Here is a 25,955-nt window from a genome sequence, read left to right on the forward strand (position 1 = left end):
TAGGCGGAATCCATCGGAGTTCGGGCAGCGACACCGAAAACGGTCCGCTCGGGATCGGCCCGGCGGGCCTCAGCGGCGCGGCTCGGCGGCGCTCGCGAGCTCGGCGGCGACGTGGTCGGCCCAACCGTCGATGGCGTCCCAGTCGCGGAAGTCGCCCTGCGGGAGCGCGTCGTTCGCGGGCATCCAGCTGACGATGCGATCGGGCCCGCGGAGCCGATCGACGTCGAGCGCCCCGAAGAACACCATGCGCCCGCGCGGGTGGAGGCGGGCCTCGTACTCGTCGAACTGCTTCGGCTCGGCGGCGACGAGCACGTCGTTGCCGTCCCTGTCGACCCGCTCGGTCCCGAGCGGGCCGCTGCTGAACAGCCACGTGGGCTTCGCGGCGAGCAGGCCGCTCTGCCGCTCGACGAAGCTGCGGGCCTCCTTGCGCCACTTGCCCATGTAGGCGGCGCTGCCCACGACGAAGGCGTCGTACTGCTCGGGGCGGTGCACGTCGCGGCAGCGCAGCACGTCGACGACATGACCGGCCGACGTCAGACGCGCGCCGATGCGCTCGGCGATGCCCTCCGTCGCCCCGTACTTGCTCGAGTACCCGACGAGCACGCGCATGTCGGCCTTCCCTCCTGCGCCCGGTCCCCCGTGGGCGCGAGCGACGCTACCCGCGGGGCCCGCGGACGCCGAGTGCCGAAGGTCCCGGCCCGATCCGCCGCCCCGGGCCCGGCGCGCCGACCGGTTCCCGAGGCAGCGGCCGGGGAGTAGCGTGGCCCCCACCGTCCCGGAGGCTCGATGACCGTTCCGCTCATCGGCGTCGTCGCCGATCGCAAGCCCGCGAGCTCGGGCGCGTGGGTCGACATCCCGACCGACGGGCTCCCGCACTCGTACCTCGCCGCGATCGAGCAGGCGGGCGGCGCTCCGCTGCTGTTCCCGAGCCTCGACGTCCACCTCGACGATCCGGGCCGTCTGCTCGACCGGGTCGACGGCCTGTTCCTCTCGGGCGGGCGCGACATCGACCCGCACCTGTACGGGCGCGACCCGCATCCCGCGAACGACGATCCCCTGCGGATCCGCGACGAGCTCGAGATCGCCCTCGCGCAGCTCGCGCGCGATCGCGGCATGCCCATCTTCGGCGCCTGTCGCGGCATGCAGCTGCTCAACGTCGCCTTCGGCGGCACGCTCGAGCAGCACCTCGGCGACCGGCTCGACCTGTCGCCGCATCGCGACGTCTACGGCGTCCACACGGCGCACTCGGTGACGGTCGAGCCGGGCACGCTCCTCGACCGCATCACGCGCGACCGCGACTTCGACATCTCATCGCACCACCACCAGGCCGTGGAACGGCTCGGCGAGGGCCTGATCGCCTCGGCCACGGCGCCCGACGGAGTGGTCGAGGCCATCGAGACGACCGACGGAGCGTTCTGTGTCGGCGTGCAGTGGCACCCCGAGGAGCGGCTCGAGCCCGAGGGGCTCGCGCTCATCCGCGCGTTCGTCGGCGCGTCGTGGAGGTACGCGAGGGCGACGGTTCCGTCGACGCCGGCGTCGGCCGGGTCGCGCTCGTGATGACGACCGGCGGACGCCGCGTGGCATCCGCTCGGCTCAGTCGTCGGTCTTGCGCTTGCGCCACTTGATGCCGGCGGCGATGAACCCGTCGAGGTCGCCGTCGAACACCTGGCTCGGGTTGCCGACCTCGTACTCGGTGCGGAGGTCCTTCACCATCTGGTACGGCGCGAGCACGTACGAGCGCATCTGGTCGCCCCAGCTCGCGGTGATGTTGCCCGCGAGCTCCTTCTTCTGGGCGGCCTCCTGCTCCTTCTGCAGCAGCAGCAGGCGCGACTGCAGCACGCGCATGGCGGCGGCGCGGTTCTGGATCTGCGACTTCTCGTTCTGCATCGACACGACGATGCCGGTCGGGAGGTGGGTGAGGCGCACGGCGGAGTCGGTCGTGTTGACGGACTGCCCGCCGGGGCCGGACGAGCGGAAGACGTCGACGCGGATGTCGTTCTCGGGGATGTCGACCTCGACGGCCTCCTCCATGAGCGGGATGACCTCGACGGCGGCGAAGCTGGTCTGCCGCTTGCCGGCCGAGCCGAACGGGCTCATGCGCACGAGGCGGTGCGTGCCGGCCTCGACGCTCAGGGTGCCGAACGCGTAGGGCGCGTCGACCTCGAAGGTCGCGGACTTGATGCCCGCCTCCTCCGCGTAGCTGGTGTCCATGACGGTGGCGCCGTAGCCGTGCTTCTCGGCCCAGCGCAGGTACATGCGCATGAGCATCTCGGCGAAGTCCGCGGCATCCACCCCACCCGCCCCGGCGCGGATGGTGATGACGGCCGGGCGATCGTCCCACTCGCCGTCGAGCAGGGTCTGCACCTCGAGGTCGCCGACGGTCTTCTGCAGCGCGACGAGCTCGGCGCGCGCCTCGGCGGCGGACTCCTCGTCGTCGGCCTCCTGCGCGAGCTCGACGAGCACCTCGAGGTCGTCGAGGCGCGACTCGATGCCCTCGATGCGCGCGAGCTCGGACTGGCGGTGGCTCAGCGCGCTCGTGACCTTCTGCGCCTTCTCGGTGTCGTCCCACAGGTCGGGGGCGCCGGCCTGCTCGCTGAGCCGCGCGATGTCGGCCTTCAGCGCGTCGACGTCGACGACGGCACGGATGTCACGGAACGTGGAGCGCAGCGCGGCGATCTCCTGCGAGAGGTCAAGATCCAACATGGCGTCCCCAGCCTAGTGGGCCGGGCCGGGAGAGGCCTGCGCGCGATTCCTGCGACCGTCCGGCGCCCCATGCGCTCCGTCGCCCTCCGAACCCGCTTCGCTCCCCTCCTGCTTCCGCGCTGCTGCCATCCGCGTCCCACGCCATCGCCGAGTGATGCTCTTCGCGCCGAGTGATCCCGCTGCACCTGCAGCACTCGGCGCGAACGGCATCACTCGACGGGTCGGTGGACGAGCGGGGTCGGTCGGGCGACCGCCGGCGGCATCCGTCCCGGGCCGGAGGGGCCCTTGCCCCGGGGTGCACCGCCGCCGCTTCGCGATCGAGCGCGCCGACGGCACGCCGAGCCGATGGAACACGCTCCGCGCGCTGCGGGTGCTCCGCTGGGCCGGGGGCGGCGCGGGCATACGATCGATCGGGTGACCTCCGACTCCGCGCACCCCTTCTCGTGGCGGTCGATCGTCCTCCCCGCATACCTGCCGACGCTGCTGTTCTCCGTCGGCGAGGGCGCGCTCATCCCCGTCATCCCGGTCGTCGCGACCGAGCGCGGGGCCTCGCTCGCCCTCGCGGGCCTCATCGCGGCCATGCTCATGGTGGGCGAGCTCGTCGGCGACCTGCCGGCCGGATGGCTCGTCGCGCGCATCGGCGAGCGCGCGGCCATGATCGGCGCGTCGGCGCTCGCGTCGGCCGGCACGGTGCTGGCACTGCTCGTGCCGACGACCTGGGCGCTCGGCATCGGCGTCTTCCTGCTGGGCCTCGCGACGGCGGTGTTCGGGCTGGCGCGGCACGCGTTCCTCACGAGCTACGTGCCCGCGCGCGTGCGCGCCCGGGCGCTGTCGACGCTCGCGGGCGTGTTCCGCGGCGGATGGGCGGTCGGCCCGTTCCTGGCGGCGGGCATCATCGCATGGACGGGGTCGTCCGCCGCGGTGTTCTGGGTGCTGGTCGCGGCGTGCGCCGCCGTCGTGGTCGTGCTGCTCGTGCTGCCCGACCCCGAGCGGGTGTTCGGTGCCGCGATCCGGGCGCGTGCGGCATCCGTCGCCCATGGCCCCGACGGCGGGGCGGATGCCGCGCACGGCGTGTGGCGCGCGATCGTCACGCACCGCGGCGTGCTCGCCCGCATCGGCACGGGCGTCGGCCTGCTCGCGGCGATCCGAGCGAGTCGCACCGTCATCGTGCCGCTCTGGGCCGTGTCGATCGGCATGCGACCGGATGCCGCCGCGCTCGTGATCGGCATCGCCGCGACCGTCGACTTCGCCCTCTTCTACGTCAGCGGCCACGTCATGGACCGGCACGGCCGGCTCTGGAGCGCCATCCCGGGCCTCGTCGGACTCGCCGCCGGGCACTTCGCGCTCGCCGTGACGCACGACCTGCCGGGCGCCGTGGCCTGGTTCGCCGCCGCGGCGATCCTGCTCGGCGTCGCGAACGGGCTGTCGTCGGGCGTGATCCTCACCGTCGGCGCCGACCTCGCGCCGAAGGCGAACCCGGCGCCGTTCCTCGGCGCCTACCGCACCATCGCCGACGCCGGCGGGGCAGCGGCGCCGCTCGCCGTCGCGGCGATCACCTCGGCGGTGTCGATCATGGCCGCGAGCGCGGTTATGGGCGTGGTCGGCCTCATCGGCGCCGTGATGCTGTGGCGGTGGATTCCGCGGTACGTGCCGCCCCGGCCGCGGCATCCGTCACCCGCCGACGAGGAGCGGGACGAGGGCTGGACGCCCGCCGCCGACACCTGAGCGACCGGCCGCGGGCGTCCGCCCGGCCTCAGGCCAACCCGAGCTTCTCCCGGATCACGCCCTCGTCGCCGTTATCGAGGTCGAGCACTTCCCCCGAAGCGCGCTCCGCCGACCAGTCCTTGTCGTGCTCGTTCAAGGTGTAGGCCAGCATCCAGCCGTCCGGCGTCAGGATCATGCTCAGCTCCCGACCGTCGCTGCGACGGCGCCCGGCGGCGTGTCCCTCGACCAGCTCGTTGATGCGGTCGGTCAGGTCCTGCAATTCCTCGTCGTGATGCTCGGTCGGCCGAGCCACACGCGCGAAACCCACCACGGCCTGCGTTCTTCCCCCTTTCGACAGATCAGTTGATCGCCGATCATTCCCCAGGTGTAACCGCCCTGTGGTAGCACGGTTCTCTCCCCCCCCATTTGTTCGGATCACTCCATACTCGGAGCCCCTCTCGACGGCGAGAGGGAGTCCCATCAGACACCCGCCGAGCACTCAGTGGAAGATCGACCGGGCGTCGGCGGTGACCTCGATCGGCACCGTGAGCGGAAGGAACTCGGAGTGGACGGGGGCGTGCCACGTGGACCGGAGGGTGACGGTCACGCTCCGTGCGTCGGCGGACTCCGCGCGAACGAGCTCGACGCCTCGCAGCGAGTGCACCGAATCCGCGAGGTAGGCGGATGCCACCGCTCGCACCTCCGCGTCGTCGAGCGCGTACACGAGGGCGTCACCGTCGACGCGCACGTCCTCGAGCCGCCACGACTCTGCGGCGGCGAGTGCCGCCGCGTCGGCGAGCGTGAAGAGGCGCTTGCGCTCGAGGTAGAGCGACGTCGCGGAGACGACCACGAGGACGAGCGCGAGCGCCAGGACGCCGTAGAAGATCGTGAGCAGCATGGTCGACCCGGACTCGTCCTGAGCCGCCTCCGCGATGCGGCGACGCAGCGGCGAGGCGGTGCGGATCACGATGCTCCCGCGAAGCGCGAGACGGTGTGGGTCGCGATCCCGTCCAGTCGCACCGTACCGATCGAGGTCGCGGCGAGCGCCTGCGGCACGAGCGGGAGCGCGACGGACGCGCTGACCCGGACGGTGATCCGCGTGCCGGGCTCGTCGCACGCCGCCGTGCAGTCGACGGCGACGGCGGCCGCCCCTGAGTCGACGCCGTAGTCGGCGAGCACCACGCGCACGGTGCGCTCGATCGATGACGCCGATGCTGCGTCATCCGCCTGGAGCACCGCGATGCGAGCCGCCTGCCGCGCCGCACCCTCGACGCCCAGCGCGGCGGCCTGGATCGACGCGACCGCGAGCACGAGATAGACCAGCGGCACGAGGAGGATCATGCCAACCGTGAGGAACTCGAGCGACGCCGAGCCCGCCTCGGCGGTGAGCCGGAGCCGCAGCCGCCGGACGAATCCGGACGCCGGTCGCTCGCTCGGCCCGGCCGGGACAGCGTGATCAGTCGATCGTTTCGACCGCAGCATGCCCGACCACCTCCATCGCGCGCTCGGGACCGAGGAGCCCCAGGACGGGGAGGGTCGTGCGAACCGTCACGGCGATGGCCGGGGCGCCGGCCACGGTCGTCGTCGTGGCACTCACGTCGCCCGCATACTCCGAGGCGATCGCCGCGTCGATGAGGGCACGGGCGCGCTCGGCGCCCGCTGCCGGGGAGGACCCGGCGAGTGCCGCGTACCGGGCCCCCTCGGCGGCGGCGTCGAGCACGGTGTTCCTGACGTGCAGGGCGAGCGCGAGCTGGACGACCGCGAGCAGCAGCGCGGTGAGCAGCACGCCGACGAGCGAGAACTCGGCAACGGCCGAGCCGCGCTCGTCGTTCAGCCGTCGGATCGACCGGCCGGCTCGTGCGATCAGAATCCGGTGACGCGCCCGATCGCCTGGTCGAAGACCCCGCTCAGCGCGGGTCCGGCGAGACCCCAGATGAGGATGACGAGTCCGGCGGTCATCAGCGTGATCAGGACCCAGCCCGGCACGTCGCCTCGGTCGTCTTCCAAGCGGCGTCGGAGGTGTCGGAGCATGCGGGGTCCTTTCGCGGGGGTCGGTTCGATGAGGATGGCGGAGCATCAGAATCCCGCCTGGAGGACGAGATAGCCCGGGAACAGGGCGAAGGCGATCGTGACCGGGAGGATGAGGAACACCAGGGGCACGAGCATGGCGATCTCCTTCCGCCCCGCCAGTTCGATGAGGGTGCGCTTCGCCTCGGCGCGGGCGTCGCCCGCCTGCGCCCTGAGCACGGTCGCGAGCGGCGCACCGCGATCGAGTGCGCCGAGCACCTGGTCGAGGGCCCGCGAGAGTCCCGGGTGCTCGAGCCCGTCGCGGAGCTCGGCGAGCGCGACCGGCAGCGACACGCCCGCACTGACCGCGGAGACGACGCCGGAGAACTCGGTCGGGAGTTCACCGGACCCCGCCCGGGCGACGCGCCGGAGCGCGTCGAGCATGCCCTCGCCCGCGGTGAGGCTGAGCGTGAGGAACTCGAGCATCGTGGGCAGCTCGGACGAGATCCGGGCCATCCGCCGGCGCGCGGCGCGCTGCAGCACCCAGTCCCGCCCGACCGCTCCGGCCGCCGCGAACGCGACCGGAAGGAGGACGCGGAGGACCGGAGGGATGCCGGCGAAGGACGGCGCGAGCAGCGCGAGCGTCGAACCGACCGCGAACGCGCCGCCCGCCCAGGCGAGTTGCTCGCCTCGGAAGCGCTCGACCGTGGCGGTCGATCCGGCTTGCCGGAGTCGCCTGGCGATGGCGGCGTTGCCGCCGAGCAGGGTCGAGAGGATGCCGCGCAACCGTCGGGCACCGGGCTGGACCAGCATGCCGATGACCGTGCCGGGGTCGCCGTCGGGACGGGCGCGCATGGCGCGGGCTTCGGCCGAGACATCCGTCACATACGGCGCCACGCGATCGACGAGCCGGGCGCGGCCCAGGCGAGGGACCGCGGCGACCGCGAGCCACAGCCCGAGGCCGAGGACCGCGCCGAGTGCCACCGCGACCGCCGGCGCGGCGCTCAGGTGAACCATCGGCGCTCCTCGGGGAGCCGGCCGAGGCCGATCATGAGGCGGTACGCCACGAACGAGACGCCCACGCCGGTCAGGATGAGCGCCGAGCCCGCGGCGGAGTCGTACGCCGACAGCGTCTCCGGGCGGCTCGCGAGCACGACCAGCAATAGCCACGGGGCAGCCACGCCGAGCCGGGCGGCGTTGCGGATCCACGACTGCCGAGCGCTCACCTCGGCCCGCAGCGTCGCATCCTCGCGCAGGTAGGTCGCGAGGCCGCGGAGCACGGCGGTGAGGTCGGTGCCGCCCACCTCGCGCGCCATGCGCAGCGTCTCGAGAATGCGATCGGCGGTGGGATCGGCGAGTCTGGCCTTCAGCTCGTCGACGGCGGAGCCGAAGTCGCCCGTTCGCCGGAACGCATCGTCGAACGACGCGAATGCGGGACGGGTCGTCGCCGGGCCGAGGTCGGCCAGCGCGCCGATGCTGTCCGGCAGCGACATCCCCGCTCGGACGCTCGAGACCAGGTGATCGACGACGTCGGGCCAGATCGCCCGGTTCGCCGATCGACGTCGGTTCGCCCGGCTGCGGATGACGACGGGGACGATGAGGCCGCCGATGACACCGCCGACGGCGGTGAGCACGGGCACGCCGAAGACGGCCTGCGCGACCGCGGCACCGATCGCCCCGAGCACGCCCGCGACGGCCACCACCGCCGGCACGGGCGCCTCCGGGATTCCGGCGAGGGCGAGCTCGTCGGCGAACGCCGACCGTCGTCGCTTCGGCCGGTCGTCGGCGCCACGCACGGGCCAGAGCAGGGGGGCGGCCACGAGGAGGAGCCCGACGCCGAGTCCGGCGCCGAGGATGACGCTCATGCGGCGACCCCCTCGGGGTCGAGCACGATTCCCGGGTCGAAGCCGGCGGCGGCGTACTTCGCGAGCCGAGCGGGACGGGCTCCGGTGGCCACGAGCGCGTCGGTGTTCGGCTCGAGGCGGAAGATCGCATCGGCGTCGATCGACGCGCCGCTGAACGTGCCGGTCGGCGCCTCGATCGCGGTCACCCTTCTCCGGCCGCGACGATCGATCGACAGGTGCACGACCAGGTCGATGCACGCCGCCACGGTGGGCACGACGAAGGCGGAGTCGATGTTCCGCCCGGCGAGCAGCGGCAGCGTGCAGAGCTTGGCGAGCGCGTCGGGGGCGGAGTTCGCGTGGATGGTGCACAGGCCCGGCAGCCCGGAGTTCAGTGCGATGAGCAGGTCGAGGCTCTCCGCCTCGCGGACCTCTCCGACGATGAGGCGATCGGGGCGCATGCGCAGCGCCTCCTTGATGAGGCGTCGCAGCGTGATCTCACCTGCGCCCTCGAGGTTCGGCTGCCGGCACTGCATCGACACGACGTCGCGGACGTCGAGGTCGAGCTCGAACGTCTCCTCGACCGTCACCACCCGCTCGGCCGGACGGGCGCCGGACATCAGCGCGTTCACCATCGTCGTCTTGCCCGTGTGCGTCGCCCCCGAGATGAGGATGTTCGACCCGGCGAGCACGCTCATTCGCAGGAACTCCGCGGCCGGTCGTGTGAGCGATCCGAGCTCGACGAGTCGACCGAGCGACCGGATGCGCTGCTGGAACTTGCGGATGTTGACCGCCCAGTGCGCGCGGGTCACGTCCGGGATCGCGACGTGCAGTCGCGACCCGTCGGGCAGGGACGCGTCGACGAACGGCGACGAGAGGTCGACGCGACGACCGGAATGCTGCAGCATCCGCTCGACGAGGTCGCGCACCTCGCGGTCGGACAGCACGACCGTCGTCAGCTCGGGGACGCCCGCCCGGGCGACGAACACCCGAGTCGGCGAGTTGATCCAGATCTCCTCGACCGTCGGGTCGTCGAAGAACGGCTGCAGCGGCCCGTACCCGGTGATGGATGCCGCGACCTCGCGTGCCGCGTCGCCCTCATCGGCCAACGGCGCGTGCGCGCCGGCGAGCGCCCGCTCGGAGTAGCGCCGCACCTCCTCGGCGACGTACCGCGACGCGAGCGCCTCGTCGCGAGCGAGGTCGACGCCCTCGCGGAGCACCCGACCGCGCACCCGCTCGGCGATGGTGCGCACGGGATCGGACATGGACTCCATCTTGGAGAGCCGCGGCCGCGGACCGCGGAAGTTATCCACACCGTCGGACGCCAGGGCTCAGCGGGGCGGCGGTTCGGGTTCGGCCGGATGGTGCGTCACCGCGAACGCGAACGCGACCTTGAGCACGAACAACGCAGCGGCGGCGACGAGCAGCAGCGGCGCCGCATCCGCCGCGACTGCGAGCACCACGCCGACGAGACCGACCGCGAGCACCAGGCCGCCGACCGGCGACTGCAACCGCGACCCGTGCAGCAGGTTCACGGCGGCCGCGCCGAGGAGCGTGTAGACCGTGACGCCCACCGCGAACCGGAGCCCCTCCCCGAGCGCGAGCGCGATCACCACCAGGTGCCAGTGCACCACGATGAACACCCACCGGTTCCGCGGCCGCTCGGCGTAGTACCGATCGGTTCCGCGCGTGAAGTTCGCGACCACTCCGCAGCAGATGTCGGCGACGAGCAGCACCGCGAGACCCGCACGCCACCACGCGACGGCGGTGAGCGACTCGGCGCCGGCGACGCACGCGATCGCGGCCAGACCCAGCCCACCGACCACCACGAGCACGAGCTCCACGGGCGACTGCGCCTCGCCGAACACGTCGTGCAGTGCCTTCGGCATCCGGATGTCGCGCACCCGCGACGCACGGCTCGTCATGCCGCGAGGCTACCGCCCGGCACCGCCCAGCGTGCGGACCCTCGCACACCCGGTCCGCCGCCGCAAGCCCGCGAGACGGGAACCGCCACGGCGGTACCGTCGGGGTGGTGCCGCCAAGGAATGCCTCGATGAACACGCCACCCGCTCTCGTCGCCGACCGCTATCGCCTCGTGCAGCTGATCGGCAGCGGAGGCATGGGCGTCGTCTGGCAGGCGTACGACGAGCGCCTCGAGCGCACGGTCGCGCTGAAGCTCCTCCGCACGCAGTCCGACCTGACGGACGACGAGCGCGAGGTCACCACGAAGCGCGCGATGCGCGAGGCGCGGATCAGCGCCGGCCTGCACCATCCGCACGCCGTGCCGGTGTTCGACGTGGTCGAGCACGAGGGCCAGCCGTGCATCGTCATGCAGCTCATCGAGTCCACGCCGCTGTCGGCGCTGCTGCAGGAGCACGGCACGTTCACCCCGCAGCAGACCGCGCGCGTCGGCGCGGAGATCGGGTCGGCGCTCGCGGCCGCCCACCGCCGGCGCATCGTGCACCGCGACGTGAAGCCGGGCAACGTCCTCATCCGCGAGGACGGCTCGGCCATGATCAGCGACTTCGGCATCGCGCAGGCCCTCGGCGACACGACCATCACGGCGACGGGGCTCGTGCACGGCACGCCCGCCTACCTCGCCCCCGAGGTGGCGCGGGGCGAGCCGTCGAGCTTCGCCTCCGACGTGTTCTCGCTCGGGTCGACCCTCTACGCGATGCTCGAGGGTGCGCCCCCGTTCGGCACGGACGCGAACGCGATCGCGCTGCTGCACCGGGTCGCGCAGGGCGAGGTTCCCGTGGCCGAGCGCGCGGGGCCGCTCGAGCCCGTGCTGCGCGAGATGCTCGCGCCCGAGCCCAAGCGCCGACCCGACATGGCGACCGTCACGCGGCGACTGGCCGAGCTGGCCGAACAGCTGGCGACGACGGATGCCGCTGCGCCGCCCGGCCGCGACGACGCCCCGGCGCCGACCGAGCGCGACGACGCCCCGGCGCCGACCGTGCCGGTCGGAGGCGCGGTCGCCGCCGCCGCCGCGGGCGCCGTCGCTCCGGCGGCGGCCCAGCCGGCGGCCGCCGCTCCGGCCACCCCGCCCGGTGCCGACCCCTTCCCGCCCACGGTCCCCGCGGAGACCCGCGTCATCGGCGACACCGCCGCGACCGAGGCGCTCGCCGACGTCGACGTGCAGCCGACGCCCGTCGCGGAGCCCGCGGCGACCCGCCCCGAGCGCCTCGCGGAACCCCTCTTCCCGTGGATGGCCGAGACGCCGACCGCCCCCGAGCCGACGCCGCCTGCGACGCCGCCCGGCGACGGGACGGGGCGGCGCCGCCCGGGACGCACCGCGATGCTGGTGGGCGGGCTGCTCACGGCGGCGCTGCTCCTCGTCGGCGCCGTGCTCCTGTTCAACGGCCTCCGGCAGGACGACGGGACCGCCGCGGGTCCCGAGACCGAGGCGGCGCCCACCTCCGAGCCGACCACGTCGGAGCCCCCCGCCGCCGAGTCGCCGGAGCCGGCGCCGACCTCCGAGCCGCCGCCGCCACCGGCCGAGACCACGCCGCCGCCCGCGAGCGGCGAGCAGCGCGCCGTCGAGATGCTGCAGGACTACTACGCGGTGGTCGTGTCCGACCGGGACACCGCGTGGAATCTCATGACCGAGGACTACCAGGTGAACCACGTCGGCGGTCGCGACGCCTACGAGGCGTTCTGGGGCGAGATCACCGACGTGCAGATCTCCGAGGTGCAGGCGACGTCCCCCGACCAGGCGCAGGCCACGCTCACGTACACCTTCGCCGACGGCCGCGTCGTGCGCGAGGTGACGGCGTACCGCCTCGTCGACGAGGGCGGCACGATGAAGATCGCGGCGAGCGAGGTGCTGAGCAGCACCCAGCTCTGACCGGGCAGGGCGAAGCCGTGCTGGGCGTCCGCCCGATGTCTACGGCGCCGTCGACGTGGGCGAGCACGCCGGGCCGGGTGCGGCCGACGCCGTGGCCCGGCTCGACGCCGAGGGCGTGCCCTGCCGGTCTCTGACGAACACCACCGGGACTCGCCGGAGTGGTCGTGCGCACCGGCAAGGTCGCGCCGGCCGGTCTCGCGGGCGACATCCGGCCCGACGCCGTGCCGGGCTCGATCGCCGACCTGCCGGGCCGGCTCGCCCGACCACGCTAGAGCGTGGTGAGGATCCGGCCGGTCGCGAGCAGCAGGCCGAGGAGCGCGAGCGCGGTCAGCCAGGCGCGCGTGCGACGGCCGAGCTCCGGCGCGGCGATCTCGGCGAGCACGAGGGCCGCCATCGAGACCGGCAGGGTGAACCAGATGCCCGTCACGTGCACGAGCGCGGACACGCTCGCCACGACGAGGACGGCGGCCTTCACGCCCGGCGGCCACTCCCGCTCGAGCGTGTCCCCCACCTGCATGTGCTCGGTCATCGGCGACCCTCCCTCCACGGGAGGCTAGCCCGGCGGCGTCCAGCGGTCCCGGGGCTTGACAGCGACGGCGGATGGCGCGGCCGAGCTCGAGGGCGAAGCCGGGCCCCCTCAGCGCGCTCGCGCCGCGGTCGCCTCCGCCGCCTCGAGGTCCGCGCCCGCTCGATCCGCGGCGTGGGCGGCGGACTCGCGGGCTCGCGTCGCCGCGCGCGCTTCGCGCTCGGCGTCGGTCAGCTCGTCGCGGAGCCGATCCAGGCGTTCCTCGAGCTCGTCGCGTTCGGCACGCAGGGCCGCGACACGTTCGTCGGCTGCGGCGACCGCCGTGTCGGCCTCGGCGAGGCCGCGCTCCGCGGCCTGCGCCGCCTCACGGGCGGCGGCGACCTCGGCCTCGGCGCGCGCTCGTGCCGCGGCCGACGCCGCCTCGGCGCGCTGCTGCGCGGCGACGTCGTCGCGCTCGCTCGCCGCCGCGGTCGCGTCGGCACGTCGCTCGCCGCCGCCGGCCGTGGCCCCGGCGGCGGCACCCCGGCGCGCGCGGCTCCGGGCATCCGAGTCCTCCGGCAGCTCCCCCGCGACCGCACCCGAGACGTCGACCTCGGACCCCACGGCCTGCAGGGCCCGCACGAGCCTGCCCGACCGCACCGCCGCCCCCGCCTCTGCGGACACGGTCGCCGCCACGAGCGTCTGCTCGACCTCGTCGAGCACCGCTCGCGACAGGCCGCGGTCGGCCGCCTCCGCGAGCGCCGACGCCGAGCGCAGCAGGCCTGCGACCGCGCGCCGCCGCTCGGCCACGAGCGTCGTCAGCGCGCGCCCGTCGCCGGAGGACTGGGCGTCGGCGAGCTCACCGCCGAGCCCGACGAGGTCGCCGACCTCGTCGCCGTGCTCCCGAGCGAGGCGGTTCACGACCCAGGCCGCCGGCGAGGGCCGCTTCAGCGACGCGATCCGCCCGGCGAGAGCCCGGTCCGACGTCTTCGCGTCGGCGGCGCGAGCGTTGCGCGCGGCCGTGAACTCCTCGGGCACGAGCGCGTAGAGCGCCTCGGCCGCAGCGGTGAGCCCATCGATGGCCATCGCCCCATCATGGCCGAACGGATGTCGCGCGGCGACGGGCCCGCCCGCATGGCGCGACATGCCGGAGTCGGTCGCGGCGTTGCGCGGAACCGGCCCGCCGGCCCGGTACATTCGGGCTCGAGCACGTGCGCTCGGGGGGCCGACGGAACGGAGGACGGATGGCGGCATCCGGAACAGCGGAACCCGGGACGATCGGTCGGGCGGCGGCGCCCCCGGGCGACCCCGGGAACCTCGCCGACGCCGTCATCGCCGAGGAACTCCGCGCGCTGCGGCAGGCGTTCGGCGACGGTGCCGAGTTCGCCCTCACCCGGGCCGGGCGCCGCGACGAGACGCTCCACCGCCTGGAGTGCCCGGCCCTCGAACCGCACCTCGACCGGGCCGCACGCTGGACCGACGAGCACCGCCGCAGGCTCGCACGGGACCCCGCGTACCGGCTGGCGCTCCCCGAACTGCTCACGCGCGAGCGCGCCCTCGGAATGGCGGGCACACACGGCTGCCGGGTGTGCTGGCCGAACATCACGGGCGCCGAGGCCCGACCGCTGAAGCGCCTCACCGCGCGGGGGCTCGGATCCCGCCACGCCGGCCGCGTCCTCGCGACCGAGACGGGCGAGTCGCTCGGCACGATCATCCGGGTCACGGCGCTCACGGGCGCCGACCTGTTCGGCGTCGAGCGCGACGAGATCGAGGTCATGACCTCGGCGCGCGCGGTCCGCTACGCGCCGCCCGACCCCGTGCACCTCTGGGACCTGCCCGGCGACGCCGAGGCGATCGGGCGGCGGATGCGCCTGCTCGCGCGGCTCGGCACCGCGCAGCCGCCGGCGGTCTGACCCGTCGCGCCGCCATGGGGCCGCAACGGCGCGGCATCCGTCAGACGGTCTCGAGGTACTGGTGCACGAGGCTCACCGCGAGCGCACCCTGGCCGACCGCGGATGCCACGCGCCGCATGACGTCGTGGCGCACGTCGCCCGCCGCGAACACCCCGGGGATGCTCGTCTCGAGGAGGTACGGGTCGCGCTGCAGCGGCCAGCCGCGCGGACGCCGCCCGTCGCGGATCAGGTCCGGTCCGGTGAGCACGAAGCCGTGGTCGTCGAGCTCGAGCAGTCCGCGCACGAGGTCCGAGCCCGGCACCGCGCCGATGAAGATGAACATCGCGTCGGCGGGAAAGGTCTCCTCGGCGCCGGAGACGGTGTCGCGGACGGTCATCGAGGTCAGCCGGTCCTCGCCCTCGAGCTCGGTCACCTGGGCGTGCGGGCGCACCGTGATGTTCCTCGTCGCCTCGATCTGGTCGATGAGGTACTGCGACATGCTCTTCGCGAGCGAGTCGCCGCGCACGAGGATCGTCACGTGCTCCGCGTACCGCGACAGGAACATGGCGCCCTGACCGGCCGAGTTCGCGCCGCCCACGACGACCACGTCGCATCCGCTGTAGCTCACGGCCTCGCTCGCCGCCGCGCCGTAGTAGACGGATGCCCCGCTCAGCCGCTCCTCGCCGGGGATCCCGAGCGTGCGCGCCTCGACGCCCGTCGAGAGCACGACCGCGCGCGAGCGCAGCTCGCCGCCGTCGTCGAGCGTGATGATCTTGTACGAGTCCTCGACGCGGATCCCGGTGACCGCCTGCGGGTTCAGGATCTCGGCGCCGAGGCGCTTCGCCTGCGTGACCGCGCGCCGGGCGAGGTCGGCGCCGCTGATGCCGTGCGGGAAGCCGAGGTAGTTCTCGATCCGCGAGCTCGTGCCCGCCTGGCCGCCCGGCACCTCGCGTTCGATCACCGCGGTGCGCAGGCCCTCCGACGCGCCGTACACCGCCGCCGCGAGTCCCGCAGGACCGGCGCCGATGACGATGAGGTCGTAGAAGGGCGCCTGCGGCGGCGCGCGCAGGCCGATGCGCTCGGCCAGCTCGTGCAGGTCGGGGCACGAGAGCACCGTGCCGTCCGGGAGGAACACCACCGGCAGCCGCGTGCTGCCCGGCTGGGTCGCCTCGACGAGCACCCGGGCGCCCTCGTTCCGCTCGATGTCGAGCCACTGGTACGGGATCTGGCTGCGGGCCAGGAAGTCCTTCACGGCGTGGGTCGTCGGCGACCACAGCGCGCCGGCGACGCGGATGCCCTCGTACACCGGCGGCGTGTTCGCCTGCCAGTCCTCGAGCAGGTCGTTCAGCACGGGGAAGAACCGCTCCTCGGGCGGGTCCCACGGCTTCAGGAGGTAGTAGTCGAGGTCGATCTTGTTGATGCTCGTGATCGCGGCATCGGTGTCGGCGTACGCCGTGAGGAGCACGCGCTTGGCGTCGGGGTAGTGCGTGATCGCCTCGGTCAGGAACTCGGTGCCCGACATGCCGGGCATCCGCTGGTCGACGACGAAGAGCGCGATGGGCGTGCCGCGCCGCTCGAACTCGGCGATGGCCTCGAGTGCCTCGTGGCCCGACCCCGCCTTCACGACGCGGTAGTCCTCGCGGTAGCGCGACTGCAGGTCGCGAGCGACCGCGTTGAGCACCTGCGGCTCGTCGTCCACGGTCATGATGACGGGCTTGGCCATCCGATCACCCCTCCCCGGGCTGCCGCGCCTCGGGCGGCGTGCCGGTGTCGTGGTCCGGTGCGACGTCGATCGGCAGGCGCACGGTGAACCGCGTGCAGCCGTCGCGCGAGTCGAGCTCGAACTCGCCGCGGTGCTTCTTCACGATGATGTTCCGCGAGATCGCGAGGCCGAGGCCCGTGCCCTGTCCCGGCGCCTTGGTGGTGAAGAACAGGTCGAAGAGCTTCGAGCGGATGTCGTCGGGCACGCCCGGACCGTCGTCCTCGACCTGCACCTCGACCTGGTCCCCCGCACGCCGGGCGCGCAGCGTGAGCGTGCCCTCGCCGTGCATCGCGTCGATCGCGTTGTCGATGAGGTTCGTCCACACCTGGTTGAGCTCGCTCGCGTACGCCTGGATCAGCGGGAGGTCGGGCTCGAACTCGCGCACCACGCGCACGCCCTGCTTGAGCTTGTTGTGGAGGATGACGAGGGTGTCGTCGAGTCCCGCCCGCACGTCGACGTCCTGCACGGGTGCCTGGTCCATGTAGGTGTACATCTTCAGCGCCCTCACGAGCTCGACGATGCGGTCGGTGCCGACCACGATCTCCGACAGGAGGGCGTAGATCGAGGACTTGAGCCCCAGCCACTCGACCACCACCGGCAGCCCCTCGGCGCCGAACACCTCGCCGAGCGCCTCGAGGTCGTCGCGCACGATGCCGAGGCTCACGATCGACGCCGCGAGGTCGCCGCCGGATGGCACGCTGCGCGCGTCCAGCCACTCCTCGACGTCGGCCTCGCGATCGCTGCGCTCCACTGCGCCGAGCTCGACGGGTTCGCGCGCCCGCGCGGCGGCGAGCGCGTCGAGCTCCCGGAGCTTCTCGAGCCGCGTGCCGTAGAGGCCGAGCCGGCCGAGCTCGATCTGGGCCTCCTGCAGCCGCGCGAACACGTCGATCGCCTGCGACGCCCCGCGCTGGGCCGCGGAGGCCGGGTTGTTCATCTCGTGCGCCATCCCGGCGCTCAGGCGTCCGAGCGAGGCCATCTTCTCCTGCAGGAGCAGTTGGTCCTGCATCGTGTTGATGCGCTGGATCGTGTCCTCGAGGGCGGCGTTCCGCGCCCGGAACACGGCCTCCCGCTCGCGGAACTCCTCCTCGCTGCGCCGGAGCGCATCCTCGGCGGCCCGGCGCTCGGCGAGGTCGCGGATGATGCCGGTGTAGTAGCGGTCGCCGCCCACCGTCCACGTCGACAGCGAGAGCTCCACGGGGATCTCGGTGCCCGACGCCGTGAGGGCCGACAGCTCGACGGTGGTGCCGATGACGTGGGCCTCGCCGGTGGCGGCGTACCGCGCCATGCCGGCCCGGTGCTGGTCGCGGTACCGCTCGGGGATCACGAGCTCGAGCGACCGCCCCACCGCGTCGGCCTCGCTGTGGCCCAGGATCCGGGCGGCCGCCGGGTTCCACGAGACGATCCTGCCGGCGTGGTCGGCCGAGATGATCGCGTCGACGGCGGAATCGGTCACCGACCGGAACCGCTCCTCCGCCCGCACCCGGTCGCTGATGTCCCGGATGATGCCGGTGTAGTACCGGTCGGCGTCGAGGAACCAGGTGCTGAGCGCGAGTTCGATGGGGAACTCGGTGCCGTCGCTGCGGAGTCCCGCGAACTCGACCGTCCTCCCGATCAGGTTCGTCGGCCCGCCGCGGCTGACCCGTTCGATCGCGTCGCGATGCCGTTCGCGGAACCGCTCCGGGATGATGAGGTCGAGCGTCCGGCCGACGGCCTCCGCCTCGGGATGGCCGAACAGGTCGGCGGCGGCGCTGTTCCAGCTGCGGATCACGCCGTCGGCGTCGGTCGAGATGATGGCGTCGATCGCGGACTCCATGACGGAGCGGAACTTCGCCTCAGACTCCCGGAGCGCCGCGCGCGATCGCGAGATGGTCACCTGGCGCTGCACGCGCGCGAGGGCCTCGTGCGGGTCCAGCGGCGTGGAGATGAGGTCGTCGCCCACCTGCAGCCCGCGCACCCGGCGCTCGACGTCGGCCTCCGCCACGAGGAACACGAGCGGCAGGTCGCGGGCCCGCCCGGCGTGGTGCAGGTCGGCGGCGAGGTCGAAGGGGTCGGCGTGCCGGAGATCGACGTCGACCACGATGAGGTCGGGCGTGGCGGTGAGCGCCGCGGTGGAGTGCTCGAGATCGCCCTCGGCGTGCATCACCTCGTACTCGTCGACGTCGAGGATGTCGCGAAGGTCGCCCACCGCGCGGGCGTCGTCGGACACGACGAGGATCACTCCGCGGTCGCCCACGAGCCCCACCTCCCCCGCTGCGTCGCGCCGGACGGCTCAGGGCCAGAGTAGCGACGCGGCTCCGGAGGGGCCAGCAGCGAGGGAGGCCCCGAACAGGGGTCAGCTGCCGAGCGTCGCGGCGAGGATCAGCGCGCCCTGGGTCAGGAAGACGAATCCGCCCAGGATCATCGCCGTGAGCGAGATCCAACCGGGACCGGCCGCCGGGTCGGCCCGGAATCGACGTCGCCCCTGCACGCCGAGCGCGACCGCGATGCCGGACACGCCGAGTGCCCAGAGCGCGGGAAGCGCGAGCGACAGGAGGGCGAGCAACAGCCCGATCACGGCCGCGGGCGACACCGTGCCGAACCACCGCAGGGCGCCGCCGCGGGCGGGTCCGCCGGCTTCGCCGCCGCCATCCGGTCGTTGCACCATGCGCCCAAGTCAACCGCATCGCGACGCCTAGACTGAACGGGCACTCGCGGGAGTGGTGAAATCGGCAGACACGCAGGATTTAGGTTCCTGTGCCTTCGGGCGTGTGGGTTCAAGTCCCACCTTCCGCACCGGTACCAGGTCGACGAGCGCGCGGCGACGCCTCGGGGCGGGCCGTCAGCGCACCAGCGGCCGCAGTCGGTCCTCCGCCACCGGGAACTCGACGGGGTGGAACACCTGCGGTGCGCGCATGTCGCCCCAGTCCTCCTGCTTGACGCGGATGCCGCGGGGTGAGACCTCGGCGATCCGCACCCGGAGCCAGGCGCCGTCGTCGAGTCGCAGCTCGTACGGCTCGGCGAGGTAGCCGAGCCCGAGCTCGTCGAGCGCCTCCTCGGCGACGCCCCAGTCCACGACCCCGGTCCGCCGACGGCCCAGCAGGTCGATGGCGACGAACCCGTGGTCGACGGGCTCGATCCATCCCACCCGCTCGCCGTCCGTCGCTCGCCGGTGCTCGATCCAGTTCGGCTCCATCCGACGAGCGTAGCGAGCGCGCACCACGCGCCGGCGGACCGGCCGGCCCCTCAGTTCCCCCAGAACGGCCCGGTCAGCCCCACGCTCGCGAAGTACTCCTTCGCCTCGGCGGGCTCGCGACGACGGTACGGCGAATCGAGGCGCCCCTCGTACCAGTGGGCGGCGAGCCGCCACAGCGTGGGCAGGTCCATGACGTACCCGCGCTCGTTGCCGGTGCGCGAGAGCCACGCGTCGACGCAGTCCTCCGAGCAGAAGATGCGCTGGTGCGAGCACGTGCGCACGACGTCGTCCCAGACGTGCGCGACGGGCACCAGGAAGTGCGCGACCTGCGGCGCAGCGGGCTCCTCGGTGCGGCTGATCGTCCAGGCGTGCGGGCGCCCGCAGGCGGGGCAGGTCGTCGCGACGAGCGCGTGGGGCTCCTCGGGCACGAGGTGCGGGATGGCGAACGCGTCCCACGCGCAGCCGCCCCACCAGATCGTGCGTCCGCCCATGACCGAGAACCCGAAGCTCCGGGTGGCGAAGGGGTGCGCGAGCACGATCCGGTGCTCGTCGTCGAACACCACGTGGCGCGCTGCCGCGAGGCGGTCGAGCGCATCGGCGACCTCCGCCTCGCTGAGCGAGGTGCGCGACGCGAGGGCGTCGACGGCCGGCATCCGCCCGCTCGCGGCGAGCCCCCGGTAGACAGCGAGGCGGACCGCCTCATCGCGATCGTCCATGCCTCGAGTCTGCTCCCGCGCCCCCTGCGCCCGCCAGTGCGGCGCGTCACCGGCCGCGCGGGGCCCGGTAGAATCGCCCCCGTCGAGGCGCTCCATGCGCCGGTGCTCGGAAAAGGGGCACGAAGCGACGCGGCCGCCGGGCCCCGCGCGAGGCACATACGGAACCGCATCCGTCCGTCATGCCTCGAAAGGCACCGCCATGCCCACCGTCTCCGCGCACGTCGCCCGCACGCTCGCCGCCCACGTCGACCACGTCTTCGGCGTGATGGGCAACGGCAACGCCTACTTCCTCGACGCGCTCGAGCGCGAGACGGATGCCGCGTTCGTCGCCGTCCGCCACGAGGTCGGCGGCGTCGTCGCCGCCGACGCCCACTTCCGCGCCTCGGGCCGGCTCGCCGCCGCGACCGCGACCTACGGCGCCGGGTTCACGAACACGCTCACGGGACTCGCCGAGGCGGTCCAGGCCGGAGTGCCGCTCGTCCTCGTCGTCGGCGACGAGCCGACCTCCGGCCCGCGCCCCTGGGGCGTCGACCAGGTCGCGCTCGCGTCGGCGGTCGGCGCGCGCACGTACACGGTCGGCCGAACGGATGCCGCGGCCACGACGGTCATCGCCATCGAGCACGCGCTCGCGTACCGGGTGCCGACCGTGCTCGCGATCCCGTACGACGTCGCGTCGTTCGAGGCCGGGGAGGTGCCGCCGACGGTGCCGCTCCGCCTGCCCGCGCCGCTCGCGCCGAGTGCCGACTTCGGGACGCGCGCCATCCGGGACCTGGCCGCGCGGCTCGCCCGCGCCGAGCGCCCGCTGCTGCTCGCCGGCCGCGGCGCCTGGCTGGCCGGTGCCGGGCGGGCGCTCGGCGAGCTCGCCGAGGCGACCGGCGCCCTGACCGCGACCACGGCGCTGGGCCGCGGCGTGTTCCCCGACCCCCGGTACGACCTCGGGGTCGCCGGGGGCTTCGGCGCCGAGGGCGCGATGGAGCTCGTGCGGCGGGCCGACGTCGCCATGGTGTTCGGCGCGTCGCTCAACCAGTTCACGATGCGGTTCGGCGCGCTCTTCGCACCCGGCGCCCACGTCGCCCAGGTCGACATCGCACCCACCGCGACGCACGCCCACGTCGGGTCGTACGTGCGCGGCGACGCCGCCGTCGTGGCGCAGCGCCTCGTCGCCGAGCTCGCCGCCTCGGGTACGTCGCGACCGGCCCGCGGATGGCGCGAACGCATCGACGTCGCGGCATCCCTGCGCCGCGACCCGGGCACGGGGTACGCCGGCGACGGCCGGCTCGACCCTCGCTCGGTCGCGGCCCGGCTCGCCGAGCTCCTGCCCGAGGACCGGGTCGTGGTCTCCGACGGCGGGCACTTCATCGGCTGGGCGAACATGTACTGGCCGGTCGCCTCGCCCGACCGGATGATCATGGTCGGCACCGCCTTCCAATCCATCGGGCTCGGGTTCCCGAGCGTGCCCGGCGCCGCGGCGGCGCGCCCGGACGCGACGATCGTGCTGACGACGGGCGATGGCGGCGGACTGATGGCGCTGGCCGACCTGGAGTCGGCGGTGCGCACGGCCGGCGGACGCGGCATCGCCGTGGTCTGGAACGACGCGGTGTACGGCGCCGAGGTGCACGTCTACGGAGCGAAGGGACTCGCCCCCGAGCCGATGCGGATCCCGCAGGTCGACTTCGCGGGCCTCGCCACCGCAGTCGGCGCCGAGTCCGTCGTCGTGCGCGAGCTCGCCGACCTCGACCGGCTCGCGCAGTGGGCGGCCGAGCCCGCGGCCGAACGGCGCTTCCTGCTGCTCGACTGCCGCGTCTCGGACCGCGTCGTCGCGCCGTACCAGCGCGAGATCCTGCACGCGAACCGCTGATCGGCGCGCGAGGTTCCCGACGGGGGCGTCGAGCGGGAGGATGGGCAGGTCGACGGGCGCGCGCCCGCGACCGCCCGACCGCACCGACCGAGGAGGCACGATGGACGCGACGGACCTGAGCCGCACCTTCGAGGCGCTGACGACGCCGCACGTCGCCGATGCCGTCCTCCGGCTCGGACTCGCGCTCCGCCAGGCGCCGGCCGACGTCCGGCCGCTCCGCCCGGGCTTCCGCGTGGTCGGGCGCGCGGCACCGGCCCGCCACTCGGGCAGCGTCGACGTCTTCCTCGAGGCGCTCGAGACGGCCGTCCCCGGTGACGTGCTCGTCGTCGACAACGGCGGCCGCGACGACGAGGCCTGCGTCGGCGACCTCGTCGCCCTCGAGGTCGCGCGGGCGGGGCTCGCGGGGATCGCCGTCTGGGGACTCCATCGCGACACCGTCGAGCTGCACGGGATCCGCCTCCCCGTCTTCAGCCGCGGCGCGCTCGCGGGCGGTCCGCAGCGCCTCGACGCGCAGGAGCCCGACGCGCTCACCGCCGCCCGGTTCGGCGATCACGTCGTCACGCGGGACGACGTCGTGTTCGGCGACGACGACGGCGTGCTCTTCCTGCCGCTCGACGCCGCCGACGAGATCGCCGTGGCCGCCCGGCGGATCCGCGACACCGAGGGCGAGCAGGCCGCCCTGGTGCGACAGGGGACGACGCTGCGCGAACAGCTCCGGTTCGCCGAGTACCTCGCCGCGCGCGACCGCGACGGCACGACCTTCCGGCAGCACCTGCGCGCCATCGGCGGGGCGATCGAGGAGTGAGGAGCGCCAGTGGCATCCGTACCATGGACCGGGTGACCGCAGCCGAACCGCCGCCCGCCGTCGAGCCCGGCCCGTATGAGCACTACAAGGGTGCGCGCTACGAGGTGCTGACCACTGCCCGCCACAGCGAGACCGGGGAGTGGCTCGTGGTGTACCGCCAGCTCTACGGCGACCACGCCGCCTGGGTGCGACCCGCCGCGATGTTCGCCGAGACGGTCGTGCACGAGGGCCGGTCGGTGCCGAGGTTCCGTCGCCTGGTCGAACCCGACGGCTGAGCGGGACCGGCGTCAGGCGAGCGAGAGCACGAACGACAGCACGAACCCCGCGGCGGTGCTCAGCGCGACCGCAGGGCCGCCGTGCTCGTACGCCTCGGGCATGAGCGTGTCGGCGAGCGAGGCGATGACCGCGCCCGCGGCGAACGCGAGCGGCAGCGAGATCGTCTCGGGGTCGCTGTTCGCGAGCGGTCCGGCCCCGACGAGCACGGCGACGACGAGGAGCGCCGCGCACCCCGTCCAGAGGGCGATGATCGACCCGCTCGACCGGCCCTGCGCCCGCATCGACGACGCGCCGACGAGCGCCTCCGGGAGGTTCGACACGAAGATCGCCGCGAGCAGCGCGAGCCCTCCCGAACCCGCTGCTCCGAGCGAGACCCCGAGCGCGAGGTTCTCCGGCACGCCGTCGAGCGTGACCGCGGCGAGCAGCGCGATCCCGGCGGTCCCGCGCGTCGACGCCGAGGTCGCGGGCCGGTCGGATGCCGCGGCATCCGTATCGAGCTTGACGCTGCCCTCCACCTCGTCGGCCGGTTTCGGGCGTCGGGTCGGCTGCGCCCATCGGTCGAGCAGGGCGCTCAGGCCCGCGAAGACGACCGCGCCGGCGAAGAGCCCGACTGCTGCGCGCACGATGCCGCCCTGCTCGTAGGCGTCCTCGAACAGCTCGAACGCCAGCGCGGTGATGAGCGCACCCGCCGCGAACGAGAGGAGGATCGCGAGCAGGCGCTTCGGGAAGCGGAAGCGCACCCCGAGCACCGCGCCCAGCAGCAGTGCGCTGGACGCGACCGCACCGAACAGGAGCGCCGTGCCCATGGGCTCAGTATCGAGCCGCTCCGGCGCCTGCCGGAAGGCGGTTGACTGCCGCACCGAAGTCCGCTCCGAACGCCGCGACGACACCGGGGCCGTGGAGCGGGCGAACCGCTACGGCACCCCGGGGCGCTCCGAGGTCGAGTCCCGCGGTCGCTGACCGCGCGGCGTCACTGGTCGGGGAGCTCCTCGCCCGGCCGGATCACGTCGACGCCGTCGATGTTGTCGAGCTCGTCCGACACGGGCAGCCGGTTGTCGTTGCGGCGCGCGTTGTTGGTCGCGTCCACGACGTCGTCGATCCGCGACTGGTCGAGCGAGACGCCGGTGCCGCTCGCGAGCTGCGCCACGGCCTCCTCGAGCGCGGCGATGCGCGCCGACTGCGCGGCGATGAGGTCCTGGTTGTGGGCCACGATGGGCAGGATGCCGTAGTTGAACTTCTTCACCACTCCCGGGTCGACCTCGACCGAGGCGCCCCTGAACAGGCCCGCCCAGATGTTGTTCATGCGGTTGCGGTCCGCGTCGCCGAACATGTCGTCCTCCACTCCACCGGCGATCATCGCCGCCGTGGCACCGGCGATCGCCGGGCCGATCAGCTTCATCGGGTCCTTCACGCGTCCCGAGAAGATCGAGTCCTGGTTCGGACCCAGGGTCGTGTGCGCGTGCGCGCCGTTCCATGCGGTTCCCGGCGAGTCGTTCGCGCCGGCCACGTGCGCGAGCGTGTCGCCCGGCTCCACCTGGTCGCCGACGTCGACCCTGACGTTCTTCACGTGGGCCCATCCCGCGAACCCGACGTCTCCGTCGAGCCGCACGACCACGCAGCGACCGAGCACGTTGGAGCCGGTGATCGCGACGACGCGCCCCGACGCGTACGCGGGGATCGCCGTGCCCGCGCCGTGCACGAAGTCCTTGCCGCGATGCCCCTGCGGGCCGTAGAACTGCGAGTTCGGGAGGATGCCGAACGCGTTGCCCCGCGTGCGGTAGAAGTCCTGCCACTCGGCCATCGCGATACCCCCGTTCGCGAGCGCTCCCGACCCCCCGTCGGGAGCAGGACCAGACTAGAGCGATCCTCAGGTTCTCGTGTCCCTCGGAGAGGGGGTTTCCGCCGCGATCCTCGCCGGAGGCCTCATCCGCTCGGCGGATTCAGGGCCAGCCCCACGTCCGGGTGCGACATCCGCTCGGTAGACTTCACGGACACCCCGCCCCAGCGACCGGCCCTCCGCCGCGTCCGTCGACAGGAGCCGTCCGTGATCCACACCGCGCTGATCCCCTGGCTGGATCCCGAGACGATCATCGGCGCGGCCGGCCCGTGGGCCCTGCTCGTCGTGTGCTTCATCGTCTTCGCCGAGACCGGCCTGCTCGTCGGGTTCCTGCTCCCGGGCGACACCCTGCTCATCATCTCGGGCCTGCTGTCGCACTCGACGCCCGCGTTGCCGAACGGCGTCTTCGGCGTTCCCGCATGGATCGTCGCGCTGCTGATCGGACTCTCGGCCTTCGTCGGCGGCGAGGTCGGCTACGAGATCGGCCATCGCGGCGGGCCGAGGGTGTTCGAGCGACGCGAGAGCGGGGTCTTCAGCGTCAAGAACGTCGAGCGCACCAACGCGTTCTTCGAGCGCTTCGGCGGGCTCACCATCATCCTCGCGCGCTTCGTGCCCATCGTGCGCACCTTCGCGCCGGTGGCCGCGGGCGTGGGCCACATGCAACGCGGGCGGTACTCGCTCTACAACTTCATCGGCGCGGTCGTCTGGGGATTCGGCCTCACGATGTTCGGCTACCTCATCGGGTTCATCCCGCCCGTCGCCTACCTCGTGCGCGAGTACATCGACGTCATCCTGCTCGTCGCCGTCGGCGGCACCGCCCTAGTCACCGCGTGGCACTACTTCAGCGAGCGCGCGAAGGCCCGCCGTGCCGAGCAGGCCGGCGAGGACGTGGTGACCGACGAGGAGGAGGCCGAGGAGCTCGTCCTCGATCCCGACGTCTTCGACCGCCCCCCGCACCTCGACGGCGACCACGGTCACGGCGACCACGGGCGTGGCGAGGGCGGCACCCGCGAACCGTAGCCGCGGCGCC

The 25,955-nt window shown here is 73.6% G+C and carries 28 protein-coding genes and 1 tRNA gene; 9 read left to right on the forward strand and 20 right to left on the reverse strand.

What is annotated here, in order from left to right; all coding sequences use genetic code 11:
* Window positions 1-69: 69 nt before the first annotated feature.
* Window positions 70-609 (reverse strand): flavodoxin domain-containing protein, encoded by a 540-nt coding sequence (locus WBQ80_RS03465; protein ID WP_336571190.1) that lies wholly within the window; start codon window positions 607-609, stop codon window positions 70-72.
* 177 nt (window positions 610-786) lie between these two features.
* On the opposite strand from WBQ80_RS03465, the gene WBQ80_RS03470 reads away from it, so the two are divergent.
* The gene (locus WBQ80_RS03470) at window positions 787-1,557 is read left to right on the forward strand and encodes a gamma-glutamyl-gamma-aminobutyrate hydrolase family protein (RefSeq protein ID WP_337282459.1); all 771 of its coding nucleotides are present in this window, start codon (window positions 787-789) and stop codon (window positions 1,555-1,557) included.
* A 36-nt stretch (window positions 1,558-1,593) separates the two neighbouring features.
* Here the strand turns inward: WBQ80_RS03470 and prfB are convergent, their stop codons facing one another.
* Complete coding sequence (gene prfB, locus WBQ80_RS03475) at window positions 1,594-2,703, reverse strand: peptide chain release factor 2 (RefSeq protein WP_336571195.1); 1,110 nt, start codon at window positions 2,701-2,703, stop codon at window positions 1,594-1,596.
* A 414-nt stretch (window positions 2,704-3,117) separates the two neighbouring features.
* Here prfB and WBQ80_RS03480 point away from each other — a divergent pair, with 414 nt between their 5' ends.
* Window positions 3,118-4,428, forward strand: coding sequence for an MFS transporter (locus WBQ80_RS03480; RefSeq protein WP_336571196.1), 1,311 nt, complete (start codon window positions 3,118-3,120; stop codon window positions 4,426-4,428).
* A gap of 28 nt (window positions 4,429-4,456) precedes the next feature.
* On the opposite strand, the gene WBQ80_RS03485 is transcribed toward WBQ80_RS03480, so the two are convergent.
* The 9 genes from WBQ80_RS03485 to WBQ80_RS03525 all read right to left on the reverse strand — a co-directional run bounded on the left by WBQ80_RS03485 (window position 4,457) and on the right by WBQ80_RS03525 (window position 10,180).
* A complete protein-coding gene (locus WBQ80_RS03485; protein WP_336571197.1) occupies window positions 4,457-4,738 on the reverse strand; it encodes a hypothetical protein in 282 nt (93 codons plus the stop codon).
* 168 nt (window positions 4,739-4,906) lie between these two features.
* On the reverse strand, window positions 4,907-5,374 hold the full coding sequence (locus WBQ80_RS03490) for a pilus assembly protein TadG-related protein (RefSeq protein WP_336571198.1): 468 nt from the start codon (window positions 5,372-5,374) through the stop codon (window positions 4,907-4,909).
* The gene (locus tag WBQ80_RS03495; RefSeq protein WP_336571199.1) at window positions 5,371-5,889 is read right to left on the reverse strand and encodes a hypothetical protein; all 519 of its coding nucleotides are present in this window, start codon (window positions 5,887-5,889) and stop codon (window positions 5,371-5,373) included. Before WBQ80_RS03495 ends, WBQ80_RS03490 begins: the two co-directional genes overlap by 4 nt.
* Window positions 5,864-6,193: a TadE/TadG family type IV pilus assembly protein gene (locus WBQ80_RS03500; RefSeq protein ID WP_442892675.1), complete on the reverse strand. Its 330-nt coding sequence runs from the start codon at window positions 6,191-6,193 to the stop codon at window positions 5,864-5,866. Before WBQ80_RS03500 ends, WBQ80_RS03495 begins: the two co-directional genes overlap by 26 nt.
* A gap of 77 nt (window positions 6,194-6,270) precedes the next feature.
* Complete coding sequence (locus WBQ80_RS03505; protein WP_336571200.1) at window positions 6,271-6,438, reverse strand: hypothetical protein; 168 nt, start codon at window positions 6,436-6,438, stop codon at window positions 6,271-6,273.
* Between the two features lie 45 nt (window positions 6,439-6,483).
* Complete coding sequence (locus tag WBQ80_RS03510; RefSeq protein ID WP_336571201.1) at window positions 6,484-7,431, reverse strand: type II secretion system F family protein; 948 nt, start codon at window positions 7,429-7,431, stop codon at window positions 6,484-6,486.
* Window positions 7,419-8,279, reverse strand: coding sequence for a type II secretion system F family protein (locus WBQ80_RS03515; protein ID WP_336571202.1), 861 nt, complete (start codon window positions 8,277-8,279; stop codon window positions 7,419-7,421). The genes WBQ80_RS03510 and WBQ80_RS03515 overlap by 13 nt, the downstream gene beginning before the upstream one ends.
* A complete protein-coding gene (locus WBQ80_RS03520; RefSeq protein WP_442892676.1) occupies window positions 8,276-9,520 on the reverse strand; it encodes a CpaF family protein in 1,245 nt (414 codons plus the stop codon). The genes WBQ80_RS03515 and WBQ80_RS03520 overlap by 4 nt, the downstream gene beginning before the upstream one ends.
* 66 nt (window positions 9,521-9,586) lie before the next feature.
* Entirely contained in the window at window positions 9,587-10,180 is a 594-nt protein-coding gene (locus WBQ80_RS03525) for a hypothetical protein (RefSeq protein WP_336571204.1), read from the reverse strand.
* 128 nt (window positions 10,181-10,308) lie between these two features.
* Here WBQ80_RS03525 and WBQ80_RS03530 point away from each other — a divergent pair, with 128 nt between their 5' ends.
* Window positions 10,309-12,102 (forward strand): serine/threonine-protein kinase, encoded by a 1,794-nt coding sequence (locus tag WBQ80_RS03530; RefSeq protein ID WP_336571205.1) that lies wholly within the window; start codon window positions 10,309-10,311, stop codon window positions 12,100-12,102.
* Window positions 12,103-12,370: 268 nt separating this feature from the next.
* On the opposite strand, the gene WBQ80_RS03535 is transcribed toward WBQ80_RS03530, so the two are convergent.
* Both WBQ80_RS03535 and WBQ80_RS03540 read right to left on the reverse strand, forming a co-directional pair.
* Window positions 12,371-12,631 (reverse strand): hypothetical protein, encoded by a 261-nt coding sequence (locus WBQ80_RS03535; RefSeq protein WP_336571207.1) that lies wholly within the window; start codon window positions 12,629-12,631, stop codon window positions 12,371-12,373.
* Window positions 12,632-12,739: 108 nt separating this feature from the next.
* A complete protein-coding gene (locus WBQ80_RS03540) occupies window positions 12,740-13,693 on the reverse strand; it encodes a transposase (RefSeq protein WP_336571209.1) in 954 nt (317 codons plus the stop codon).
* A gap of 158 nt (window positions 13,694-13,851) precedes the next feature.
* Between WBQ80_RS03540 and WBQ80_RS03545 the strand changes: the two genes are divergently transcribed.
* On the forward strand, window positions 13,852-14,520 hold the full coding sequence (locus WBQ80_RS03545) for a hypothetical protein (protein ID WP_336571211.1): 669 nt from the start codon (window positions 13,852-13,854) through the stop codon (window positions 14,518-14,520).
* A 40-nt stretch (window positions 14,521-14,560) separates the two neighbouring features.
* On the opposite strand, the gene WBQ80_RS03550 is transcribed toward WBQ80_RS03545, so the two are convergent.
* The 3 genes from WBQ80_RS03550 to WBQ80_RS03560 form a co-directional block, all read right to left on the reverse strand.
* The gene (locus WBQ80_RS03550) at window positions 14,561-16,222 is read right to left on the reverse strand and encodes an FAD-dependent oxidoreductase (RefSeq protein WP_337282460.1); all 1,662 of its coding nucleotides are present in this window, start codon (window positions 16,220-16,222) and stop codon (window positions 14,561-14,563) included.
* 4 nt (window positions 16,223-16,226) lie between these two features.
* Window positions 16,227-18,494 (reverse strand): hybrid sensor histidine kinase/response regulator, encoded by a 2,268-nt coding sequence (locus WBQ80_RS03555; RefSeq protein WP_336571213.1) that lies wholly within the window; start codon window positions 18,492-18,494, stop codon window positions 16,227-16,229.
* Window positions 18,495-18,593: 99 nt separating this feature from the next.
* Window positions 18,594-18,905, reverse strand: a complete 312-nt coding sequence (locus tag WBQ80_RS03560) for a hypothetical protein (protein ID WP_336571214.1) — start codon at window positions 18,903-18,905, stop codon at window positions 18,594-18,596.
* 46 nt (window positions 18,906-18,951) lie between these two features.
* On the opposite strand from WBQ80_RS03560, the gene WBQ80_RS03565 reads away from it, so the two are divergent.
* Window positions 18,952-19,033 (forward strand) — tRNA-Leu (locus WBQ80_RS03565).
* A 46-nt stretch (window positions 19,034-19,079) separates the two neighbouring features.
* Here the strand turns inward: WBQ80_RS03565 and WBQ80_RS03570 are convergent.
* Window positions 19,080-19,433 carry a hypothetical protein gene (locus tag WBQ80_RS03570; RefSeq protein WP_336571215.1) on the reverse strand — a complete coding sequence of 118 codons (354 nt, stop codon included), beginning with the start codon at window positions 19,431-19,433 and terminating at the stop codon, window positions 19,080-19,082.
* 50 nt (window positions 19,434-19,483) lie between these two features.
* Window positions 19,484-20,149, reverse strand: a complete 666-nt coding sequence (merB, locus tag WBQ80_RS03575; protein ID WP_336571216.1) for an organomercurial lyase — start codon at window positions 20,147-20,149, stop codon at window positions 19,484-19,486.
* A 199-nt stretch (window positions 20,150-20,348) separates the two neighbouring features.
* Here merB and WBQ80_RS03580 point away from each other — a divergent pair, with 199 nt between their 5' ends.
* The 3 genes from WBQ80_RS03580 (at window position 20,349) to WBQ80_RS03590 (ending at window position 23,087) form a co-directional block, all read left to right on the forward strand.
* A complete protein-coding gene (locus tag WBQ80_RS03580; protein WP_336571218.1) occupies window positions 20,349-22,007 on the forward strand; it encodes a thiamine pyrophosphate-binding protein in 1,659 nt (552 codons plus the stop codon).
* A gap of 100 nt (window positions 22,008-22,107) precedes the next feature.
* Window positions 22,108-22,812, forward strand: coding sequence for an RraA family protein (locus tag WBQ80_RS03585; protein WP_336571219.1), 705 nt, complete (start codon window positions 22,108-22,110; stop codon window positions 22,810-22,812).
* 32 nt (window positions 22,813-22,844) lie between these two features.
* Window positions 22,845-23,087 carry a DUF1653 domain-containing protein gene (locus WBQ80_RS03590; protein WP_336571220.1) on the forward strand — a complete coding sequence of 81 codons (243 nt, stop codon included), beginning with the start codon at window positions 22,845-22,847 and terminating at the stop codon, window positions 23,085-23,087.
* Between the two features lie 12 nt (window positions 23,088-23,099).
* Here WBQ80_RS03590 and WBQ80_RS03595 read toward each other — a convergent pair whose 3' ends face one another.
* A complete protein-coding gene (locus tag WBQ80_RS03595) occupies window positions 23,100-23,894 on the reverse strand; it encodes a ZIP family metal transporter (RefSeq protein ID WP_336571221.1) in 795 nt (264 codons plus the stop codon).
* A gap of 164 nt (window positions 23,895-24,058) precedes the next feature.
* Entirely contained in the window at window positions 24,059-24,889 is an 831-nt protein-coding gene (locus tag WBQ80_RS03600) for a M23 family metallopeptidase (RefSeq protein WP_336571222.1), read from the reverse strand.
* A 243-nt stretch (window positions 24,890-25,132) separates the two neighbouring features.
* Between WBQ80_RS03600 and WBQ80_RS03605 the strand changes: the two genes are divergently transcribed.
* On the forward strand, window positions 25,133-25,945 hold the full coding sequence (locus WBQ80_RS03605) for a DedA family protein (RefSeq protein WP_442892677.1): 813 nt from the start codon (window positions 25,133-25,135) through the stop codon (window positions 25,943-25,945).
* The last annotated feature ends 10 nt before the right edge of the window (window positions 25,946-25,955 follow it).

This window comes from Agromyces sp. CCNWLW213, from assembly GCF_037199545.1.
In the GTDB taxonomy this organism is placed as follows: domain Bacteria; phylum Actinomycetota; class Actinomycetes; order Actinomycetales; family Microbacteriaceae; genus Agromyces.

Coding starts and splice junctions, on each gene's coding strand:
- WBQ80_RS03465 (WP_336571190.1), bottom strand. CDS start 609: ATGCGCGTGCTCGTCGGGTACTCGAGCAAGTACGGGGCGACGGAGGGC.
- WBQ80_RS03470 (WP_337282459.1), top strand. CDS start 787: ATGACCGTTCCGCTCATCGGCGTCGTCGCCGATCGCAAGCCCGCGAGC.
- prfB (WP_336571195.1), bottom strand. CDS start 2,703: ATGTTGGATCTTGACCTCTCGCAGGAGATCGCCGCGCTGCGCTCCACG.
- WBQ80_RS03495 (WP_336571199.1), bottom strand. CDS start 5,889: ATGCTGCGGTCGAAACGATCGACTGATCACGCTGTCCCGGCCGGGCCG.
- WBQ80_RS03505 (WP_336571200.1), bottom strand. CDS start 6,438: ATGCTCCGACACCTCCGACGCCGCTTGGAAGACGACCGAGGCGACGTG.
- WBQ80_RS03510 (WP_336571201.1), bottom strand. CDS start 7,431: ATGGTTCACCTGAGCGCCGCGCCGGCGGTCGCGGTGGCACTCGGCGCG.
- WBQ80_RS03515 (WP_336571202.1), bottom strand. CDS start 8,279: ATGAGCGTCATCCTCGGCGCCGGACTCGGCGTCGGGCTCCTCCTCGTG.
- WBQ80_RS03520 (WP_442892676.1), bottom strand. CDS start 9,520: ATGTCCGATCCCGTGCGCACCATCGCCGAGCGGGTGCGCGGTCGGGTG.
- WBQ80_RS03525 (WP_336571204.1), bottom strand. CDS start 10,180: ATGACGAGCCGTGCGTCGCGGGTGCGCGACATCCGGATGCCGAAGGCA.
- WBQ80_RS03530 (WP_336571205.1), top strand. CDS start 10,309: ATGAACACGCCACCCGCTCTCGTCGCCGACCGCTATCGCCTCGTGCAG.
- WBQ80_RS03535 (WP_336571207.1), bottom strand. CDS start 12,631: ATGACCGAGCACATGCAGGTGGGGGACACGCTCGAGCGGGAGTGGCCG.
- WBQ80_RS03540 (WP_336571209.1), bottom strand. CDS start 13,693: ATGGCCATCGATGGGCTCACCGCTGCGGCCGAGGCGCTCTACGCGCTC.
- WBQ80_RS03545 (WP_336571211.1), top strand. CDS start 13,852: ATGGCGGCATCCGGAACAGCGGAACCCGGGACGATCGGTCGGGCGGCG.
- WBQ80_RS03550 (WP_337282460.1), bottom strand. CDS start 16,222: ATGGCCAAGCCCGTCATCATGACCGTGGACGACGAGCCGCAGGTGCTC.
- WBQ80_RS03560 (WP_336571214.1), bottom strand. CDS start 18,905: ATGGTGCAACGACCGGATGGCGGCGGCGAAGCCGGCGGACCCGCCCGC.
- WBQ80_RS03570 (WP_336571215.1), bottom strand. CDS start 19,433: ATGGAGCCGAACTGGATCGAGCACCGGCGAGCGACGGACGGCGAGCGG.
- merB (WP_336571216.1), bottom strand. CDS start 20,149: ATGGACGATCGCGATGAGGCGGTCCGCCTCGCTGTCTACCGGGGGCTC.
- WBQ80_RS03580 (WP_336571218.1), top strand. CDS start 20,349: ATGCCCACCGTCTCCGCGCACGTCGCCCGCACGCTCGCCGCCCACGTC.
- WBQ80_RS03585 (WP_336571219.1), top strand. CDS start 22,108: ATGGACGCGACGGACCTGAGCCGCACCTTCGAGGCGCTGACGACGCCG.
- WBQ80_RS03595 (WP_336571221.1), bottom strand. CDS start 23,894: ATGGGCACGGCGCTCCTGTTCGGTGCGGTCGCGTCCAGCGCACTGCTG.
- WBQ80_RS03600 (WP_336571222.1), bottom strand. CDS start 24,889: ATGGCCGAGTGGCAGGACTTCTACCGCACGCGGGGCAACGCGTTCGGC.